Source organism: Exiguobacterium sp. 17-1 (genome assembly GCF_023096305.1).
Classification (GTDB): domain Bacteria; phylum Bacillota; class Bacilli; order Exiguobacteriales; family Exiguobacteriaceae; genus Exiguobacterium_A; species Exiguobacterium_A sibiricum_A.
In genome coordinates this window covers 791,077-809,256 of the sequence record NZ_JALIGJ010000001.1, presented here as the reverse complement: position 1 = coordinate 809,256, position 18,180 = coordinate 791,077, and the positions used below count along the sequence as shown (strand labels likewise).

Genomic DNA, 18,180 nt, shown 5'->3' with positions numbered 1-18,180 from the left:
TCATCAAATGACGCGTTCCTGTTATAGCTAAACTTTACCTTACTTTCGCCAACAATTCAACGTTTCGGTATAATGGATTTGCACGACTCATACATTTAGGGGGAATAATGATGATTTTTCCGATTACAGGTAACGTCCGCTACCCACTCACGATCGACCCGACGGTTTGGATCTTTGATGAACGGAAGATTGAAGTCGACCACATTGGGAAAGAAGTCGGTGATAACGCACAAGAAGCCTATTATGCCAAGATGGGGGCTGCTTGGGATAAAGGAATTACGGAAGGCAGTCGGACTGATCACAACAAACCGATGACACGCGAAGAAAAAGACGCCGCCTTGCGTGGAACATTCGCCATGTCGCTTGCGCCTTTCATCCAAAATGCCGAGCCGCTCGAAGGTGCAGCCGCCTTACGGTTCGAAGGAACGGAAACGGTTGAACTCGCTTTGAGTACGTTACCGGAACTGTACTTACAGTTTTCAAAAGACGGAAAAGTGTTAAGCGATGGTCCTGTCCATCTGCTTTACCGTGATCAAATCGTCCGCTCTGTGACCCGTATCACTGTAGTATAATCAAAAAATGATGAAAAGCCGTTTCTGTTCCTTCTTAACATGAAGGAAACAGAAACGGCTTTTTTGTTGGGTTTGCTCAGAGTAAATCCGCTGCCAATCGAGCCAGGTTTGACCGCTCACCTTTGACGAGTTTGACATGCCCCGTCATCTTTTCACCTTTCAACCGCTCGACTGCATAAGACAATCCGTTTGAATATTCATCCAGGTACGGATGATCGATTTGCTGCGGGTCACCGACTAAAACAATTTTCGAATTTTCACCGACACGGGTCAAAATCGTTTTCACTTCATGTTTTGTCAGATTCTGCGCCTCATCGATGATGATGAATTGCCCCGGCATACTCCGTCCTCTGATATAGGTCAGAGCTTCCAGTTGAATCGATTTCATCCCCGCCAAAATGTTTCCTAGTTCATCACCGGAACTCGTATTGAATAAATGTTCCAAGTTATCATAGATCGGTTGCATCCAAGGGCGGAGTTTTTCTTCCATCTCTCCCGGTAAGTATCCGATATCATTCCCCATCGGTACGACCGGACGAGCAACTACTAATTTTTTATACCGGTGTTCGTCTTCGACTTGTAACAGCCCCGCTGCGAGTGCCAGTAAAGTTTTTCCGGTTCCCGCTTTCCCGACGAGTGTGACAAGCGGCACATCATCTCGAAGCAACAGTTCAAATGCCATCCGCTGTTGGACGTTCCGCGGAACGACGCCCCAGACTTGATCGATATCGAGTGATAACGATCGGATGATCGGCAATTCCTGATCGACGACGGCAATCGCAGAAGCTTTCGACACATTACTCTTTAAAATGACGAATTGATTCGGATGCACTTTTTCCGGAAGAACATCGACCGATAATCGTTTATCTTGATAAAACGCATCGATGTATTCTTGATCGACGATCAGTTCAACAAAACCCGTATATAGTCCGGTCAGATCGGCAATATGATCCGTCAAGTAATCTTCCGCAACTAATCCATAAGCGTCCGCTTTGACCCGGACTAAGATATCTTTTGAGACCAGGATGACATCTCGTCCGCTTTGTTGTTCTTTTTGTTCCCGGTGAATTGACCAGGCCAGTTCGAGAATCTTGTTGTCGTTTGATTCATGTGTGAATGGTGAAACTTCACTGATGGAATCTCCGATATCGACTCGAAGAATTCCCCCGTTTCCGAGCGGAACACCGGCATGGAGATGTCCGGTTTCCCGCAATTGATCCAAAATCCGTGCCGTTTCCCGTGCATTTCGTCCGACTTCATCCATATTTCGTTTTTTCCCGTCCAATTCTTCTAAGACAATGGCCGGAATCACGACATCGTGCTCTTGAAATTGAAACAGAGACAATGGATCATGTAGCATGACATTGGTATCGAGCACATATATTTTTTTCATTCCATCGTTCGCTCCTTTAGAGTCGAGTTTTGATGAATGTTATCCTTTTAAAATGTCTTGAATTTGTTGATCAAGTTGCATCGCGGCTGCTTCATCGTACGTTTTATGCACACGCGGCCGGTCCGACACAGCGGCTCCGTAGAATAAGATATCGCGGACCTCTTTTATCTGTCCTTCATAGAGCGCTACCTTTAACGGTAAGCGTGCTGTCGTTTCCCAGGCTGCGACATCCGTACATGTTAAACTGTACGTCGACTGATCAGCAAAGAAAATAAGTGTAAAAACAGGATGGTCAGCTAACGTTTTGACAAGTAATGAATCTGCTTCAATCGCAAAGCGAATCGTTGTTTCGTCTTTTGCATACACCCAACTGATGGCATGTGTAATCGGCCAGCTTTTGCTCTGATCATGTGTGATTAAAAACACGAGCGGTAAATCTGTTAATGACTTCATCTGCTGTTCACTCAGACGATGTTCCACTTTATTTGCCATGGTACCACCCCCTCTATTCCTTATTTTATTACTATTCGATATCCGATATTCGCATCCCTTTTTCAAGTTGAACAATTCTTAAATATGATATACTAAGAAAAAAAGGGGGACCTCCCATGCGTGTCAAATGCACCATCTGCGATAAACGAGAAACCATCGACGACTGGTCCTTCACAGCAAAAAGACTGCGAAATAAACCGGTACGCGTCTACATATGCGATGAATGTCATGAACGTGTCACAAAGCGGACCGTTGAGAGGCAAGAAACAGGAAAATTCAACCTGTATCCGACCTGGGCGACAACTAAAAAAAGATGGTAAAACTACTTTGACGATCAAAGTAGTTTTTTTACGGTTCGAGACGAACAAGAACATCGTCTTTGTCTGAAGGATTGCCTCGTCCATCCGTATTGTTCGTCACGTAATACAGTCGTTTTCCGTCCGTCATCACGTCCCGAATGCGCCCGCGATCCGTCACGAGTTGTTCCACTTTCGACGATTCCGTCTCAATCGACCGGAGACTTTGACCGACCAGCGTCCCGAAATACAGTTTCCCGTTTTGTTCGGCTACTCCGCTCGGCGCAACTGATTTTTCGCCCACTTCATACCAAGGTGTGACGAACCCTTGTTGCTTTTCTGTCCCTTCAATCAATGGCCAACCGTAGTTTTTTTGTTCAATCCGGTTGATTTCATCATGTCCGCTCTGTCCGTGTTCCGTTGCGTACAACGTTTGGTCGACAAAGACTAATCCTTGTGGATTCCGGTGACCATAACTATAGACGTATTCTTTTAAATTCTCTTTCGCTGGGCTACCGTCAAGGTTCATACGAAGAATCTTCCCGGATAAAGAAGAGAGTTTTTGAGCGTTCTCGGGGACTGCCGCGTCTCCGACCGTGACATATAATAATCCATCCGGTCCGATTTCGATTCGGCCGCCGTTATGAATCGATGCTCCTGGAATCGCATCAAGCAATACCCGTTGCTCTTTCCATGATTCCTTCTCTTCCTTAATCTCAATGACTCGATTCCAAAGTGCGCCATCCTTCTCATACGTATGATAGACATACGCGGTTTGATTCTCTTTGAAGTCTGGATCGAGCGCCATACCGAGGAGTCCGCCTTCCCCTTCCGCAACGACCTGTTCGTTCAATTCGAGATCCATCCGGCTGTACTTGCCTTCAGTCCCTTTTACAATCGTCCCTTCCCGTTCGGTAATATAAAATATCTGTTGGTTTTTTTCAATATTCCACGGAATCCTTAAATTTTCGAAAATGATATTGCTTTTGACCGACTCTGATGTTTTCGGAACCGATTTCGACGAATCTTCGGTCGTCGTTTCTGAACATCCGGCTAATATAACAGCAAGACCACATGGAATGCCCCATTTTCGGTTGATCATATCTATCACCTCTTGCTATTTTTTTCCCGAACCTGCCGTAAACTATTCCTGGAATCGAACACGGAACGCATTTCACTTCATTTCACACAAAAAAAGTCCCGTCTCCAAAAGGAAACGGAACTTTTTTTAGTTGATTTACGATCAAGAAGCGGTTCGTTCTCGCTCACGTTTGACCATCCACATCCGGAATCGGTAAATTCCGAGAATGACGACCATCGCAAGCAATACTTCAGGAATCGGCCATGTCCAAAAGACAAGTGTTAAAGCGGCAGAGAACACCGCAAGCAACAAATAGACAATCAGCGATTTCCACCAGGCTAACTCTTTCGCAAAACCTAATTTAAAAACGATTAACGTCAAGATGACGACCGTAATCATCAGTGCATTGAAGCCGGCACTCAAGTTATTCGGGTCACTTCCCACACCAAGCAACTTCGCAACGGCGGGAATATCAAATTTTGAGAAATCAGAAGCAACGGCAGGTTGTGCAGTCATTGCCAGTCCCCCTTACGTGTTAAGAGCTCAGTCTTTACCAAGACGACGACGCTTGTCTTGTTTTTCACGTTCGTTTTTGTTCAATACTTGTTTACGAAGACGAACTGATTGCGGTGTAATCTCACAGTACTCATCTTCATTCAAGAATGTTAATGATTCTTCGAGCGAGAAGACACGTGGACGTTTAAGAACGTTTGTTGTATCTTTCGCAGATGCACGCATGTTCGTCAATTGCTTCGCTTTAACAACGTTAACAGCGAGATCGACGTCACGGTTACATTCACCGATGATCATTCCTTCGTAAACTTCAAGGCCTGGCTCGATGAAGATCGTTCCGCGGTCTTCAAGTGCAGAAATCGCATATGCAGTCGCTTTACCAGCTTCGATTGAGACCATAACACCACTGCGGCGTCCACCGATATCCGCGTTGATGAACGGACGGTATTCTTCGAATGTATGGTTCATGATGCCGTATCCGCGTGTTGCAGATAAGAATTCATTCCGGTATCCGATCAATCCACGTGAAGGAACGATGAATTCCATTTTTGTTTGTCCGTTATCCATTGTTTGCATGTTCGTCAGTTCACCTTTACGGAGACCGATCGATTCCATGACGCCACCTGTATATTCTTCAGGTGTATCAATGACAACGCGCTCAAACGGCTCAACTTTGACGCCGTCTTCAACTTTGATGATTACCTGCGGTTTAGATACTTGAATTTCGTATCCTTCACGACGCATGTTTTCAATCAAAATTCCGAGGTGAAGCTCACCACGGCCAGATACGATCCAGCGGTCCGGTGAATCTGTGTTTTCGATACGGAGTGAAACGTCTGTTTCAAGCTCTTTTTCAAGACGCTCTTCGATTTTACGCGAAGTGACGAGGTCACCTTCACGACCAGCGAATGGCGAGTTGTTGACGATGAACGTCATTTGAAGAGTCGGCTCATCAATACGAAGTAATGGGAGTGGATCGACGTGTGAAGTCGGGCAAACCGTTTCACCGACGTTGATGTCTTCCATACCTGCGATTGCGATCAAATCTCCAGCTTTTGCAGCTTCGATTTCAACACGTTTCAGACCAAAGTATCCGAATAATTTCGTAACACGGAAGTTTTTGATTGATCCATCAAGTTTAGAAAGCGAAACGCTGTCTCCAACTTTGATTTCTCCACGGAAAACGCGTCCTACTCCGATACGACCAAGATAGTTATCATAGTCAAGCATCGTAACTTGGAATTGTAATGGATCCATGCTGTTGTCAACAGGAGCCGGAGTATGTTCAAGAATCAAGTCAAGAACGTTTGTAATTGTATCTTCTTGATTTTCAAGTTCAGGGTCAAATGAACTTGAGCCGTTGACTGCCGATGCATAAACGACTGGGAATTCGAGTTGATCTTCATCTGCTCCAAGATCAATCAAGAGGTCGACGACTTCGTCAACAACTTCGAGTGGACGAACCATCGGCTTGTCAATTTTATTGACGACGACGATTGGTTGAAGACCTTGTTCAAGTGCTTTTTTCAATACGAAACGTGTTTGTGGCATACAGCCTTCACGAGCATCAACAACGAGGATAACGCCGTCAACCATACGCATGATACGTTCTACTTCACCACCGAAATCGGCGTGACCTGGTGTATCAACGATGTTGATGCGTGTATTTTTGTAATCAATTGCCGTATTTTTAGCAAGGATCGTGATTCCGCGCTCACGCTCGATATCATTTGAGTCCATTGCGCGTTCTTCGACTAGTTCATTCGCACGGAATGTTCCAGATTGTTTTAAAAGCTCATCGACGAGTGTCGTTTTACCATGGTCAACGTGGGCGATGATCGCGACGTTGCGTAAATCGTTTCTTACTACTGTTGTCATAGGTGTGTACCTCTTTCTGTTCATTTAAATAATCCATTAATACTTTCGGTCAACTTTAAGAGTATAGCACAGGTTGACTAGTAGTTGGCAATCACTTCGATTGAAGATGACAGCGAAAGCCTTTTCATTGTCCCTGATTCACGCTAAACTAAAGACGAGTTCATGTATCGTGAGGGGGAAATGACAAATGCGGATTCTTTTTTTATTGTTAGCCATCATCGCAGTTGGTTCGATGGCTGCCATCGGTATTTTTATTGCGGAACAAAACGTACTCATGATTGTCGTCTCACTTCTTTTGACCATCGGGACGATGGGAGTTGGCTTCGTCTTGAAAGCTCGTTTACGTAAACAAGCCTAAACGCCCTCTACGGGCGTTTTATTTTTGCACGTATGTCAACACGTCTTCAACGAATTGCCGGCTTCCTGCCAGTACGCTCGTTTGTTCAAGATACGTCATCTCTGTCCCCTCAATCGTCCCGACACGTCCGCCGAGTTCTTCGATCAATACTTGTCCACCTGTATAATCCCATGGCATATTTCGCATCGTGATGTAACCGTCAACCCGTCCCGCCGCGACCCAGGCAAGTTCCAGCGAAGCAGCACCGACAGCCCGAACACCGACCGCATCACGGACAAGTGGCGCGAGTAGATTAGAATCGATTCGCCGGTTCGCCGTCACCCATGTCGCATTCATGCAAATAATGGCTTCTTTGACCGGTCTCTCCTTGATGGGTGCGAGTCGAATACCGTTTTCGTAAGCGCCTTGTCCTTTGATGGCATGAAACAGTTCATCGGCCATCACATCATAGACGAACCCGTAACGCAGTTCCCCTTCTACCATAATGGCAATCGAGATCGCGAATAAGCGTTTTTGACGGATGAAGTTCATCGTCCCGTCAATCGGATCGACGAACCAGACCGTTCCTTCTAATGTATCCGGACGAACGATTCGTCCTTCCTCTCCATACACATGATGATCAGGATATCGATCCAGAATTCCTTGAATCAATAAATCTTCGACATGTTGGTCAATTTCTGTGACGAGATCACTTTTATTTGTTTTTTCTTCTATATGATACGCTTGATCCATCTTTTGACGAATATACTTGCCCGCCCGCTTGATTAGATCGATCGCATGTAACTCAATCCCTTGCATCCGACTCACCCTTTCCGTCTCTTTCAGACCGTCCTACATTCTCATGATAACAAAAAAAATCAACCAACAAAAATTTCGCTGGTTGATTTTGGGATTATTTTATTATCGTTTATTCTATTTTAAAAGATATCATCTTGTTTACGCTTCAAGACGAACCATCTCTTGGCGGTATTTTTCAAGACGTTCCTTACTGGCACCCATCGCTTCCGTATCACTTGCTACGATTGCATCATGTAATGTCGCAAGTTCATAATCGATCTCAAGGCGCAATACAGGAATGCGTTTTTCTGCATCTTTTCTTTTGTATGCTTCGATCACTTGTTTCACAGTAACCACACTCCTTCGCGGGATAAAAAACTTAGTTATCAGACAATTGCGACTAATTGGTGGATTGAATCCATAATAGTACGATTCAACTTAGATGTAAAGTATCTATTTTTAAATTTTACAGTTGTACGATATCGTCTTGTATGTAGTATATAACCAGTTTTTGTTTTTTCTAAACAACCAGCCCCTCTTCTGAACTGTCAGAAAAGGGGCTGGTTGACGATGCGGATTTCGTTACTTTTTCAAACGCAACAAGGCATCTGTTTGTTTTCTCGCTTGTTGTACAGCACGGTAGCTCGAACATCCTGTTTCTTCAAAGTAAAACTGATCAAGCTGTTTTTCTTCCGATTTTGAATTGACGATGGTTTTAAACGCTTGATAGGCATTTAAAAAGACAGTACGATCGACCCCTTTTTCGTAAGCCTCTTCAACAATATTAAAAAATTGGATGACTGTAACGATTTCGTCCGTAGACCAGTCCGGATTAATCGGATAATTGACCGCCATTGTGACACTTCCTTTCTTGACGCTTCCTATTTTACAACGAAATCGAACATAAAACAGTTGCAACCTCATGAAAACTTGTTATAGTTAGCTTGTTTGATTGTTTTTTATTCGGTTTTAAGGGGGGAAATCTGGTGCAAACAAAAAGCTTAACACAGCTCGATACACCTTTATTCGATGCGCTGCTTGCGCACGCGAAACGTCAACCAATTCAATTTCATATTCCCGGTCATAAAAATGGCCAAGGAATGGATCCTGCTTTTCGATCATTCATCGGTCAAAATGCGCTCGATATCGATTTAATCAATATCGCGCCGCTCGATGATTTACATCATCCAAAAGGAATCATCAAGGATGCTCATCAATTAGCAGCTCAAGCCTTCCATGCAGACGAAACATTTTTCTCCGTTCAGGGAACCTCGACCGCCATCATGGCAATGATCATGAGCGTCGTCGGTCCGGACGATAAAATTTTAGTTCCCCGGAACGTTCATAAATCGGTCATGTCGGCTATCGTTCTTTCTGGAGCGCACCCGATTTTCATTCACCCCGAGTTTGATGAAATGTTTGGCATCGCTCATGGTATTACGCCAAGTGCCGTCGAGCGTGCTCTCAGTCTTCACCCGGACACAAAAGCCGTCCTGGTTATCAACCCGACATACTTTGGCGTCGCAGGTGACTTAGAGAGCATCGTTACGCTTGCCCATGGTAAAGGTATCCCTGTACTAGTCGACGAAGCACACGGCGTTCATATTGCGTTCCACGATGATATGCCGCTGTCTGCGATGCAGGCAGGTGCAGATCTCGCTGCGACAAGTGTTCATAAATTAGGAGGATCGCTGACCGGTAGCTCCGTCTTGAATGTCCGTCGCGGACTCGTCTCACCGGATAAAGTCCAGGCCGTCCTGTCGATGTTGACGACGACCTCCACTTCCTATCTATTATTGGCATCACTCGACTGCGCCCGCCGCCATCTGGCGATTAACGGAGAAGCAATGAACCGTCGTGCGCTCGAACTTGCGACACGGATGCGGATGGGACTCGCGAAATTGCCTTATCTCGCCGTGTTTGGTGAATCGGATTTGCATTCTAGTGCGACATTTGCCTTCGATCCGACAAAAGTGTTGATTTCCGTTAAAGGACTTGGCATTTCCGGCCATCTCGTCGAAGAATTTTTACGGGAAGAACACCGGATTGAAGTCGAACTGTCAGACTTAAACAACATCTTGTTGATCATCACTTCTGGTGATTCGGAAGAGACGATTGATGCCTTGCTTGCAGGAATGGCTGCTCTCGTAGAACGTCATCGGGATACGGGATCTAAAACAGCATCCCACTCCATCGTTTTGCCTGACATTCCAGCACTCGCTCTCAGTCCGCGGGATGCGTTTTATGAAGAAACAGAAACGATTCCACTTGCTGATGCTGTTGGACGGATCTCGGCAGAGTTCATGATGGTCTATCCACCCGGTATCCCAATCTTTATTCCGGGTGAAATGATTACGACTGACAACTTAGCGTATATCAAAGAAAACATCGAAGCCGGTCTTCCTGTTCAAGGACTGGAAGATCACACACTCGAGACGATCAAAGTCATTCAACAATCGAATGCGATTCGTTAAATATCGTGCCTAAACAAAAGACCGTAACTGCTAAAAAGCAGTTGCGGTCTTTTAGTCTGCCTGTTCGTAACTCGGAGTGTACGGCAACAGTGTCGCTAGAAATTCCCCTACTGTCTCGGCATCGATGGCATCAATGCCAAGTAATCGATGCAAGGCTTCTGAATCCAATACATCTGCGTGATCGAGTAATGCAGCGCGCCCGCTCGTGAGACTGACGACTAGCATCTTCCCAAAAAATTGTTTGGTAAAGATGACACCAAAATCGTACCGTGCTTGTTCCGTCGTCACACCGATAAACCTGACTTTATCCGTTTCTGAGACATGATACAGTTCTTCGAGTGGCGATAATTGCGATTCCATCGTGTCTCACCCTTTCTTTTTTATCCTTTTCCTGTTTTAAAGAAAGGTTAAACGAAACAAAAAAACCTTAAGCGGTCGGCTCCCCGCTTAAGGTTTTCTTGATTATTTAATGATGTGGATTGGGCTACCGATTGCAACTTCAGCAGTTTCCATTGCGATTTCACCGAGTGAAGGGTGCGCGTGGATTGTGAGTGCGATATCTTCAGCAGTCATTCCAGACTCGATTGCAAGTCCCATCTCTGCGATCATGTCAGATGCGCCTGTACCAGCGATTTGAGCACCGATCAAGAGACCGTCTGATTTACGTGTGATCATTTTCAAGAAGCCGTCTGGCTCGTTGAGTGCAAGAGCACGTCCGTTTGCAGCGTAAGGGAATTTAGAAGCGAGGTAATCAAGACCTTCTTCTTTTGCTTGCGCTTCTGTATAACCGACTGTTGCGAGTTCTGGGTCTGTGAAGACAACCGCAGGAATCGCGCTGTAGTCGAGGTATGCCGGGTGTCCAGCAGCAGCTTCAGCAGCAATTTTTGCTTCGAATGAAGCTTTGTGTGCAAGTGGCGGTCCAGGAACGATGTCCCCGATAGCATAGATGTTTTCGTTCGACGTACGGCACTGATCGTCGATTTCGACGAGTCCACGTTCGCTGACTTTAACTTCTGCCATTTCAAGACCGAGATCAGATGTGTTCGGGCGACGACCAACTGTGACGAGGACGTAGTCCGCTTCGACAGTTTGTGTTTCACCTTTGACTTCAAACGTAACTTTCACGCCTTCTTCTGTCTCTTCAACACTTTGTGCAAGTGCTTCGTTGTGAATCGTGATGTTGCCTTTTTGTTTGAGCTTTTTCTTGACGACTTGCGTCATTGCCGGCTCGAATCCAGAAAGGATATCTTTTGTTCCTTCTAAGATGACAACTTCAGTATCAAAGTTAGCATACGCTGTTCCGAGCTCCATTCCGATGTATCCGCCGCCGATGACGATGAGTTTTTTCGGAAGTTCAGGAAGGTTCAATGCGCCTGTTGAAGAAAGGACGCGTTTTGACCATTTGAAAGCCGGAAGTTCGATTGGAGTCGAACCAGTTGCGATGATACATTTTTTGAATTTGTAAGGTGTAGAAGAATCTTCATTGATGATACGAACTGTATCTTCAGATTGGAAGTAAGCTTCCCCAACGACTGTCTCGACGTTGTTACCTTTAAGAAGGCCACCAACACCGCCAGTCAATTTGTTGACGACAGACTGTTTCCAAGACTGAACTTTTGAGAAGTCGACTGCGACATTCTCAGATGTGATTCCCATTGAATCTGAACCTTTTGCATGTTGGAAGTTGTGTCCAGCTGTAATCAAGGCTTTTGATGGGATACATCCGACGTTCAAACAAACACCACCGACGTTTTCACGCTCGACGACTGTTACTTTAAGTCCGAGTTGCGCACCGCGGATTGCAGCGACGTAACCACCAGGGCCAGCCCCGATTACGAGTAAATCTGTTTCTTGTGCGAATTCACCTACTACCATTGCTTATCCCTCCATAATGAGAAGTTGTGGGTCATTTAACAAACGTTTAACCAAGTTAAGCGCGTTTTGTGCTGTAGCACCATCGATGAGACGGTGGTCGAAGCTGAATGAAAGAGCAAGTACTGGTGCTGCAACGATTTCGCCGTTTTTGACGACCGCTTTTTCAGCGATACGGCCAATACCGAGGATTGCAACTTCTGGGTGGTTGATGACAGGTGTGAACCATTGTCCGCCAGCAGAACCGATGTTCGTGATTGTGATCGATCCGCCTTTCATTTCGTCACCAGAAAGTTTACCGTCGCGTGCTTTACCAGCAAGATCATTAATGTTATCTGCTAATCCGAAGATTGATTTACGGTCTGCATCTTTGACGACAGGTACAACAAGACCGTTGTCTGTGTCTGCTGCGATACCAATGTTGAAGTAGTTTTTGTAAACGACTTCTTCGTTCACATCGTCGATTGATGCGTTGATTGCAGGGTATTTCTTAGCCGCTGCTGTCAATGCTTTCACAACGAATGGAAGATACGTTAATTTCGTACCTTGTGCTGCCGCAACTTCTTTGAAGTTTTTACGGAGTGCAACAAGATTCGTAACATCGACTTCATCCATCAATGTAACGTGTGGTGCTGTATGTTTCGAGTTGACCATTGCTTTCGAAATCGCTTTACGGATTCCTTTGATCTTCTCGCGTGTTTCAAGCTCAGGTTGAGCTGCAACATACGGTTTCACTTCAGACTTAGATGCTGAAGCTTGTGCTGCCGGTGCTTTTTCTTCTGCTGCTGGTGCAGTTGAAGCTTGTCCACCGTTTGCAAATGCATCAATGTCTTCTTTGACAACGCGACCGTTGTCACCAGAACCTTGAACTTCACGGATATCGACACCTTTTTCACGTGCATATTTACGCACTGAAGGCATTGCGATGACGCGTTCTGATTTATGGATTTGAACTTCGTTTGGTTTGTCTTCGACTTTTTTGTCTGTGTCTTGGACGTCTTTCGCATTGTCTGCTGCTTTAGGTTGCTCTGGTGCTTCTTCTTCAGAAGGAGCTGAACCTTCGCCTTCCACATCAAACGTGATCAATACGTCACCAACGACGGCTACGACACCCTCGTCAACTTTTACTTCTTTGACTGTGCCATCAACTGGTGATGGAATTTCAACGACTGCTTTATCGTTTTGTACTTCAAGAAGAATGTCATCCTCTTTGACTGTGTCGCCTGCTTTAACGAACCACTTTACGATTTCACCTTCGTGAATACCCTCACCGATATCCGGTAATTTGAATTCAAATAAACCCATTTGAATTGGCCTCCTTTTATTTCACTCTTCTGGTCAATTGTTATCTTTAAAACGGAAGCAAGGAGAGAATTACCTCTCTCCTCTTTTTCCGGTTCACTCTTAGAAATTGTAAACAGTTTTCACTTTTTCAACGATATCTTTGTGGTCCGGAAGCCACGCATCTTCACCTTGTGCGAATGGGAAGATTGTGTCAGGTGCCGTGACACGAAGAATTGGTGCTTCGAGGTCAAGAATTGCGCGCTCTTGGATTTCAGTTGCGACCATTGCAGCCACACCTGCTTGTTTTTGAGCTTCTTGAACAACGACAACACGGTTCGTTTTCTTAACTGATTCAACGATTGTATCGATGTCAATCGGGCTGATTGTCATCAAGTCGATGATTTCAACGCTGATGTTTTCCTTTTCAAGCTCTTCAGCAGCTTTCAATGATGCGTGAACCATTGCACCGTACGTTACGATTGTAACGTCAGTACCTTCACGTTTGATGTCTGCTTTTCCGAGTTCGATCGTGTAGTCGCCCTCTGGCACTTCACCGCGGAATGAACGGTACAGTTTCATGTGCTCAAGGAAAACGACTGGGTCGTTATCACGGATTGATGCAATCAAAAGACCTTTTGCATCATACGGAGTTGAAGGGATGACGACTTTAAGTCCTGGTGACTGAGCCATTAATCCTTCCAGGTTATCTGCATGAAGCTCGGGTGTTTTAACACCGCCACCGAATGGTGAACGGATTGTTACAGGTGCACTGTACGTGCCGCCTGAACGGTAACGTAAACGTGCGAGTTGTGCTGCTACAGAATCAAATACTTCGAATACGAAACCGAAGAATTGGATTTCCATGATTGGACGGAAACCAGTTAAGCTGAATCCGACTGCAAGACCACCAATACCAGACTCGGCAAGTGGTGTATCGAAGACGCGGTCTTCGCCTAATTCGTCTTGAAGACCTTCTGTCGCACGGAATACCCCACCGTTTTTACCGACGTCTTCACCGAACAAGAGAACTTGCTCGTCGCGTTTCATCTCGACGCGCATTGCGTCAGTGATCGCTTGGATCATCGTCATTTGTGCCATGGGTTATTTCGACTCCTTTGCTGTATACTCATCAAGCTGCTCTTGCAGGTTTTGTGGTAACTTTTCAGCCATCACGTTGATGAAGTCTGTTACTTTTTGTTTTGGTTCTTTATCCGCTTGAGCGAGTGCTTCTTTTACATCCGCTTTCGCTTGTTCGATGACTTCGTTTTCTTTGTCTTCGTTCCAAAGACCTTTTGTTTCCATGAATGCACGGAAACGAACGAGTGGATCTTGTGCTTGATACTCATCGTCCATATCTTTTGTACGGTAACGTGTTGGGTCATCTCCAGCAAGTGTATGCGGTCCGTAACGATATGTGAGTGTTTCGATCAATGTCGGTACACCGTTCAGTGCTTCAACACGAGCTTGTTTTGTTGCTGCGTAGACGGCAAGAACATCCATTCCGTCAACTTGAATTCCGTTGATACCCGCTGCAACAGCTTTTTGAGCGATTGTTTTCGCCATCGATTGTTTTTCAACCGGTGTCGAAATCGCAAAGCGGTTGTTTTGGACAACGAAGATCGCAGGTGCTTTGAATGCTCCGGCAAAGTTCATACCTTCGTAGAAGTCACCTTGTGATGATCCGCCATCACCTGTGTACGTGATTGCGACTTGTTCTTTTCCACTTTTCTTAAGACCGAGTGCAACACCGGCAGCTTGCACGATTTGTGCGCCGATGATGATTTGCGGCATTAAGACGTTAACACCTTCAGGAATCTTACCGCCTGTAATGTGTCCGCGTGAGAATAAAAATGCTTTGTAAAGCGGGAAACCGTGGAACACCATTTGCGGGATATCACGGTATCCTGGAAGAATCCAGTCATCTTTATCTAAAGCAAATTGTGTTCCGATCATTGACGCTTCTTGTCCAGCGACTGGCGCATAGAAACCAAGACGTCCTTGACGGTTGAGTGAGATTGCACGTTGATCCCAGATACGTGTGTAAACGAGACGACGCATTAATTCCGTAAGTTCTTCATCTGAAAGATCCGGCATAGCGTCTTTGTTGACGACTTCACCTTTTTCATCCAGAATGCGGAATGTTTCAAAGTTTTCTTCCACGTTTTTAAACATGTTTAAGTTCATCTTTTCACCTCATCCTTTCACTGTGCTCAGCGAAATATTCCTCTGACTGATTTGCTCACATACCAATAGTGTTCAAAAAATGAAGTCCCGTATGACCTTTTCTTGAACATATATCTGTGTACCTATCCAGTTGAGTAAACTGTATTAACATGACTAGACACGAAAGCATGTCTTGTTCATTACGTTACAAGTATAAAACTGTAACACCTATAAAATCAAAGGAAATGTTTTATTTTTTTTAGCGGATGTTCTTGTGAATGACATCACATTCAAAGAACGGCTTTACTTCTGTACTATTCATCATTTCACAACTGTGTTAGTTATTAATATTCCTCCTTTGATATGCTATAATTTTTCTAGATGAAAGGGGTGTTGTTCATGATTACCATGAATGAGATCGTTCGAGAAGATGTTCCTTCGCTTCACGAACGCTCTGTCGATGTTACCTTCCCCCTCAGTGAGGAAGATAAAGAAACGATGCGTCTGATGATGGAGTATCTTGCCAATAGTCAGGACGACGAGTTAGCTGAAAAATATGATTTACGTAGCGGAATCGGGCTGGCGGCTCCCCAAATCGGAGTCAACAAACGGATGTTTGCCATTCGTCTGCAAGACGGAGATGATATTCTCGAGTTCGGGATCTACAATCCTAAAATCGTCAGTCATTCCGTTGAACAAACATATCTTGCCGGCGGTGAAGGTTGTTTGTCCGTTGACCGGGAAGTCGAAGGCCATGTACCGCGCTATATGCGTATTACCCTGTCTGGCATCGATCATAACGGAAATCCCGTAAAATTAAGATTAAAAGGATTAAAAGCAGTCGTCTGCCAACACGAATATGATCATTTGGACGGCATCATGTTTTACGATCGAATCGATCCGAAAGAGCCGTTCAAGGACTATGGTTCATCACTTTAATAAGAAACAATAAAAAGGGCATTTCCAATATACGGAAATGCCCTTTTTATTTATACTTCCATGATGATCGGCATGATCATTGGGTGACGTTGAGTTTTTTCAGTCAAGTACGGTGTCAATGTATCATTGATGACTTGCTTGATATCCGTCCATTTGGTGTTTCGATTTGCCAAAGATTGCTCCAGTGAACGCTTCAACAAGCGTTCCGCATCCTTGATCAAGTTACCTGATTCACGCATGTAGACGAATCCGCGTGAAATGATATCCGGCCCTGAAACAAGACGATTGGTTTTAGAATCAAGTGTCACGACGACGACGACGAGACCTTCTTCCGAAAGAATCCGTCGGTCACGCAGGACGATATTCCCAATATCTCCAATTCCTTTTCCATCTACATAGACGGCATTCGCTTGGATTTTACCGGTAATGGCGGCTGCATTGGCATCAAGTGCCAAGACTTCACCGTTATCCATGACGAAACAGTTTTCTTCTGGCACACCGGCGTCCATTGCAAGCGACATGTGTTTTTTCAACATCCGGTACTCTCCGTGAATCGGCATGAAGTATTTCGGTTGCAAGAGACGGAGCATCAACAATTGTTCTTGTTGACTACCGTGACCTGATGTATGGATGTCATTTAACTTGCCATACATGACATCTGCACCAGCTTTGTACAATTGATTGATCGTTTTTCCGACGGAAACAACGTTTCCTGGAATCGGAGAAGACGAGAAGATGACTAAATCATCCGGAATGATTGAAATCTGACGGTGTGTCCCGTTGGCGATCCGGCTAAGGGCTGCCATAGGCTCTCCTTGTGAACCCGTACAAAGAATTGTCAGTTCGTTCGATTTGTATCGTTTCATCTCGTTCGGTTCGATGATTGTCCCTTTTGGTGCTTTGATAAAATCAAGCTCCTGTCCAATCATCATGACCTTATCCATGCTTCGTCCGAAGACAACGATTTTACGCCCTGCTTCGACCGATGCATTGACGACTTGTTGCAGTCGATAGATGTTCGAGGCGAATGTCGCAAAGATAATCCGACCTTCTGCTTTGCGGAAGATGTTAGAAATCGTATCTCCGACGACACGTTCACTCATCGTAAATCCTTCAATCTCGGCATTCGTCGAGTCAGACAGCAGACAGAGAACACCTTCCTTGCCGAGTTCCGCCATTTTCGTTAAATCAGCAGGTTCTCCGACTGGTGTGAAATCGAATTTAAAATCGCCGGTATGGACGATGTTGCCTTGCGGTGTCTTGACGACGACGCCAAACGAGTTTGGAATCGAGTGTGTCGTCCGGAAAAACGAAATGCTCGTCTTACGGAATTTGATGATCGAATCCTCGTCAATCTCATGTAACTCGGCCGTCCGTAATAAACCGTGTTCTTCGAGTTTTACTTTAATGAGACCAAGTGCAATTTTCCCAGCATAGATTGGTAAGTTGACTTGTTTGAGTAAAAATGGCAGTCCCCCGATGTGGTCTTCGTGACCGTGGGTGATGAAGACACCTTTTACCTTGTCTTTGTTTTTGATCAAATACGTGTAATCCGGAATGACGTAATCAATCCCAAGTAATTCATCTTCCGGGAACATGACACCGGCGTCGATGACGATGATCTCATCTTGAAATTGAACGACGTACGTGTTCTTCCCGATTTCTCCTAAGCCACCGAGTGCGAAAACGGCTGCTTGATGGTTTTTAACGAACTTCATGCGAACGTTTCAACCTTATAATCCGGGCTTAGTTTTTCATATTCCAGGAATTCGCCGCTTAACTCACGGATGAATTCGACATTGATCTCTTTGATGAGGTGATCAATCGCTGTTCGCACTTCACGAATGTTCTCTCCCTCAACATACATCACTTCTGTCCGTTCCCGTACCGGGGCTTCCGAACGAAGCGGTTGATAAAATACTTTAAAAATCATGTTTAGCAACTCCTTATCAGTCCATTGTTTTTTGTCCTTAGATTAGTATACACGATATCCTACTATTTTTTCATCCTATTCCTAATCCAAGGTCGGCGTAAACGTTAACGCTATGCTATAATTCCACATGTATCCGGCTGAACAGCCAATTAAAA

The 18,180-nt window shown here is 45.0% G+C and carries 20 protein-coding genes; 5 read left to right on the top strand and 15 right to left on the bottom strand.

What is annotated here, in order from left to right; genetic code table 11:
- Window positions 1-110: 110 nt before the first annotated feature.
- Window positions 111-572 carry a hypothetical protein gene (locus MUN34_RS03935; RefSeq protein WP_247856911.1) on the top strand — a complete coding sequence of 154 codons (462 nt, stop codon included), beginning with the start codon at window positions 111-113 and terminating at the stop codon, window positions 570-572.
- 76 nt (window positions 573-648) lie between these two features.
- On the opposite strand, the gene MUN34_RS03930 is transcribed toward MUN34_RS03935, so the two are convergent.
- On the bottom strand, window positions 649-1,965 hold the full coding sequence (locus MUN34_RS03930; protein WP_026827906.1) for a PhoH family protein: 1,317 nt from the start codon (window positions 1,963-1,965) through the stop codon (window positions 649-651).
- Window positions 1,966-2,004: 39 nt separating this feature from the next.
- Window positions 2,005-2,457 (bottom strand): PNPOx family protein, encoded by a 453-nt coding sequence (locus MUN34_RS03925; RefSeq protein WP_247856910.1) that lies wholly within the window; start codon window positions 2,455-2,457, stop codon window positions 2,005-2,007.
- A gap of 116 nt (window positions 2,458-2,573) precedes the next feature.
- On the opposite strand from MUN34_RS03925, the gene MUN34_RS03920 reads away from it, so the two are divergent.
- Window positions 2,574-2,777, top strand: a complete 204-nt coding sequence (locus MUN34_RS03920; RefSeq protein ID WP_026827904.1) for a YlaI family protein — start codon at window positions 2,574-2,576, stop codon at window positions 2,775-2,777.
- A gap of 28 nt (window positions 2,778-2,805) precedes the next feature.
- Here the strand turns inward: MUN34_RS03920 and MUN34_RS03915 are convergent, their stop codons facing one another.
- The 3 genes from MUN34_RS03915 to typA form a co-directional block, all read right to left on the bottom strand.
- Window positions 2,806-3,855 (bottom strand): PQQ-dependent sugar dehydrogenase, encoded by a 1,050-nt coding sequence (locus tag MUN34_RS03915; protein WP_247856909.1) that lies wholly within the window; start codon window positions 3,853-3,855, stop codon window positions 2,806-2,808.
- A 141-nt stretch (window positions 3,856-3,996) separates the two neighbouring features.
- Window positions 3,997-4,350, bottom strand: a complete 354-nt coding sequence (locus tag MUN34_RS03910; protein WP_012370870.1) for a YlaH-like family protein — start codon at window positions 4,348-4,350, stop codon at window positions 3,997-3,999.
- Window positions 4,351-4,377: 27 nt separating this feature from the next.
- Window positions 4,378-6,225 carry a translational GTPase TypA gene (typA, locus tag MUN34_RS03905; RefSeq protein WP_014970803.1) on the bottom strand — a complete coding sequence of 616 codons (1,848 nt, stop codon included), beginning with the start codon at window positions 6,223-6,225 and terminating at the stop codon, window positions 4,378-4,380.
- 187 nt (window positions 6,226-6,412) lie between these two features.
- Here typA and MUN34_RS03900 point away from each other — a divergent pair, with 187 nt between their 5' ends.
- Window positions 6,413-6,583, top strand: a complete 171-nt coding sequence (locus tag MUN34_RS03900; RefSeq protein ID WP_012370872.1) for a DUF5325 family protein — start codon at window positions 6,413-6,415, stop codon at window positions 6,581-6,583.
- A gap of 18 nt (window positions 6,584-6,601) precedes the next feature.
- On the opposite strand, the gene MUN34_RS03895 is transcribed toward MUN34_RS03900, so the two are convergent.
- From MUN34_RS03895 to MUN34_RS03885, 3 genes are all read right to left on the bottom strand, one after another.
- Window positions 6,602-7,381 (bottom strand): inositol monophosphatase family protein, encoded by a 780-nt coding sequence (locus MUN34_RS03895; protein WP_026827902.1) that lies wholly within the window; start codon window positions 7,379-7,381, stop codon window positions 6,602-6,604.
- Window positions 7,382-7,519: 138 nt separating this feature from the next.
- Window positions 7,520-7,708 carry a hypothetical protein gene (locus MUN34_RS03890; RefSeq protein WP_012370874.1) on the bottom strand — a complete coding sequence of 63 codons (189 nt, stop codon included), beginning with the start codon at window positions 7,706-7,708 and terminating at the stop codon, window positions 7,520-7,522.
- Between the two features lie 234 nt (window positions 7,709-7,942).
- On the bottom strand, window positions 7,943-8,215 hold the full coding sequence (locus tag MUN34_RS03885) for a UPF0223 family protein (RefSeq protein ID WP_026827901.1): 273 nt from the start codon (window positions 8,213-8,215) through the stop codon (window positions 7,943-7,945).
- A gap of 131 nt (window positions 8,216-8,346) precedes the next feature.
- Between MUN34_RS03885 and MUN34_RS03880 the strand changes: the two genes are divergently transcribed.
- A complete protein-coding gene (locus MUN34_RS03880; RefSeq protein ID WP_026827900.1) occupies window positions 8,347-9,834 on the top strand; it encodes an aminotransferase class I/II-fold pyridoxal phosphate-dependent enzyme in 1,488 nt (495 codons plus the stop codon).
- A 51-nt stretch (window positions 9,835-9,885) separates the two neighbouring features.
- Here MUN34_RS03880 and MUN34_RS03875 read toward each other — a convergent pair whose 3' ends face one another.
- The 5 genes from MUN34_RS03875 to pdhA form a co-directional block, all read right to left on the bottom strand.
- Entirely contained in the window at window positions 9,886-10,194 is a 309-nt protein-coding gene (locus tag MUN34_RS03875; RefSeq protein WP_026827899.1) for a DUF3055 domain-containing protein, read from the bottom strand.
- Window positions 10,195-10,296: 102 nt separating this feature from the next.
- Window positions 10,297-11,709 (bottom strand): dihydrolipoyl dehydrogenase, encoded by a 1,413-nt coding sequence (lpdA, locus tag MUN34_RS03870; protein WP_026827898.1) that lies wholly within the window; start codon window positions 11,707-11,709, stop codon window positions 10,297-10,299.
- Between the two features lie 3 nt (window positions 11,710-11,712).
- Entirely contained in the window at window positions 11,713-13,011 is a 1,299-nt protein-coding gene (locus tag MUN34_RS03865) for a dihydrolipoamide acetyltransferase family protein (protein WP_026827897.1), read from the bottom strand.
- Window positions 13,012-13,110: 99 nt separating this feature from the next.
- Window positions 13,111-14,088 carry an alpha-ketoacid dehydrogenase subunit beta gene (locus tag MUN34_RS03860; protein WP_026827896.1) on the bottom strand — a complete coding sequence of 326 codons (978 nt, stop codon included), beginning with the start codon at window positions 14,086-14,088 and terminating at the stop codon, window positions 13,111-13,113.
- Between the two features lie 3 nt (window positions 14,089-14,091).
- Window positions 14,092-15,174, bottom strand: coding sequence for a pyruvate dehydrogenase (acetyl-transferring) E1 component subunit alpha (gene pdhA / locus MUN34_RS03855; RefSeq protein WP_026827895.1), 1,083 nt, complete (start codon window positions 15,172-15,174; stop codon window positions 14,092-14,094).
- A gap of 378 nt (window positions 15,175-15,552) precedes the next feature.
- On the opposite strand from pdhA, the gene def reads away from it, so the two are divergent.
- Window positions 15,553-16,092, top strand: coding sequence for a peptide deformylase (gene def / locus MUN34_RS03850; RefSeq protein ID WP_026827894.1), 540 nt, complete (start codon window positions 15,553-15,555; stop codon window positions 16,090-16,092).
- 50 nt (window positions 16,093-16,142) lie between these two features.
- On the opposite strand, the gene rnjA is transcribed toward def, so the two are convergent.
- Window positions 16,143-17,810, bottom strand: coding sequence for a ribonuclease J1 (gene rnjA / locus MUN34_RS03845; RefSeq protein WP_012370883.1), 1,668 nt, complete (start codon window positions 17,808-17,810; stop codon window positions 16,143-16,145).
- Window positions 17,807-18,025 (bottom strand): DNA-dependent RNA polymerase subunit epsilon, encoded by a 219-nt coding sequence (locus MUN34_RS03840; protein WP_012370884.1) that lies wholly within the window; start codon window positions 18,023-18,025, stop codon window positions 17,807-17,809. Before MUN34_RS03840 ends, rnjA begins: the two co-directional genes overlap by 4 nt.
- Between the last annotated feature and the right edge of the window lie 155 nt (window positions 18,026-18,180).